Here is a 1,845-nt window from a genome sequence, read left to right on the forward strand (position 1 = left end):
TCTCAGTCCTCGGCGCATCTCACCCCATCGCCTGGTCGTGTCCTCCGCCCGTCCAGCATGACACGCCGCCACTCACGGCCACCGCACCTGAGCGCCGCCGGTGCCGTGCAGACCCCTGCGCCACGCCGTACGCCGGTCCTGCACCGCCCACACGCTGACGCGCCACAACGCCTCCGCCACAATCAGCGGACTCATCTTGCTCGCCCCCCGCTGGCGCTCCGCGAACGTGATCGGCACCTCCACGATCCGCGCCCCCGCCCGGTGCGCCAGCCGCGACAACTCCACCTGGAACGAGTACCCCTGCGAACACACCGACCCCAGGTCCACCGCGTCCAACGCCGCCAACCGATACACCCGGTACCCGCCGGTCGCGTCCGTCACCGGCATCCCCAACGCCAGCCGCGCGTACAGGTTCCCGCATCGCGACAACAGCAGCCGCCGCACCGGCCAGTCCACCACCCGTGCCCCCCGGCACCAGCGGGACCCGATCACCACGTCCGCGTCACCGGCGGCGGCCAGCAACCGCGGCAGCTCCTCCGGGGCGTGTGAACCGTCGGCGTCCATCTCCACCACCGCGTCGTAGCCGCGTTCCCGCGCCCACGCGAACCCCGCCAGGTACGCCGCGCCCAGCCCCTCCTTGCCGCGCCGGTGCAGCACGTGCACCCGCGCGTCGCCGGCCGCCAGGGCGTCGGCGAGCACCCCGGTACCGTCGGGACTGTTGTCGTCGGCGACCAGCACATCCACCTCGGGCGCGGCGGCGCGCACCCGCGCCACGATCGAGGTGACGTTGTCGGCCTCGTTGTAGGTGGGAATGACCACCAGCACCCGCCGCAGCGGTGCCCGGCGTCCCGCCCGGGGTCGCACGCCCGCCGCTTTGCTCACCACTCCTCCGCCCCCGCCGGCGCAGCCGCCGCCCGGCGTGTCCGTCAGCCCGGCATCACCCGGGCGGCCCGGCGCTCACCCGCCGGCGGCGCAGCACCGCCGCACCGGCCAGCGCGGCAACCGCCACCGCGGCCAGCGCCACCTCCGGCCACACCCCGACCCGCGTGGCCAGGGTGCGCCCGTCACCGAGGCGCAACTGCCGCAGCACCACGGCGCGGGTGTTGAACCCGGTGGCGTCGGATACCCGCCCGTCGGGGGCGACGAACCCGGACACCCCGACCGTGGACGCCATCAACGACGCACGGCCGTGCTCCACCGCCCGCAACCGCACCATCGCCAGCTGCTGACGCGCCTCGGCCACGTCGAACGTCGCATTGTTCGTCTGCACGACCAACAGCTGCGCGCCGCCGGTGACCGTGTCCCGGACCAGACCGTCGTAGGCGACCTCGAAACAGATCACGTCACCCAGCGTCGCCGCCCCAGCGTCGACGACCCCGGCACGATCACCGGCCACCATGTCGCTGCGGACCCGGTCGACCTCCTTGCTGATCATCCGCGCCACGTCCCGCAGCGGCACGTACTCGGCGAACGGCACCGGATGCCGCTTCGTGTACATCTGCTCCAGGTCCGGGCCGGCCCCCGGCCGCCACAGGATCCCCGCGTTGCGGCTCTGCCCCGCGCCCGGCCCCACCAGCACCGCGCCCACCAGGATCGGTGCCCGCACCGCGTCCGCGGCCACGCTGATCCGCTGCCCGGCGGCGGCGCTGCGCAGCGGGTCGATGTCGCTGGCGTTCTCCGGCCACACCACCAGATCCGGCTGCGGTCGCCGCCCGGCGGCGACCTGCGCCGCCAGGTCCAGGGTCGCCTGCACGTGGTTGTTCAGCACCGCCTGCCGCTGGGCGTTGAAGTCCAGACCCAGCCGCGGCACGTTGCCCTGCACCACCGCCACCGTCACCGTGGCCC

2 protein-coding genes are annotated in these 1,845 nt (G+C 74.4%); both read right to left on the bottom strand.

Features of this window, described 5'->3' with window-relative positions; all coding sequences use genetic code 11:
• Positions 1–72: 72 nt before the first annotated feature.
• Entirely contained in the window at positions 73–882 is an 810-nt protein-coding gene (locus E1258_RS32385; protein WP_243715834.1) for a polyprenol monophosphomannose synthase, read from the bottom strand.
• Between the two features lie 55 nt (positions 883–937).
• A partial coding sequence (lnt, locus tag E1258_RS32390) for an apolipoprotein N-acyltransferase (RefSeq protein ID WP_132407754.1) occupies positions 938–1,845 on the bottom strand: 908 nt, incomplete at its 5' end.

This window comes from Micromonospora sp. KC207 (genome assembly GCF_004348615.1).
Taxonomy (GTDB): domain Bacteria; phylum Actinomycetota; class Actinomycetes; order Mycobacteriales; family Micromonosporaceae; genus Micromonospora.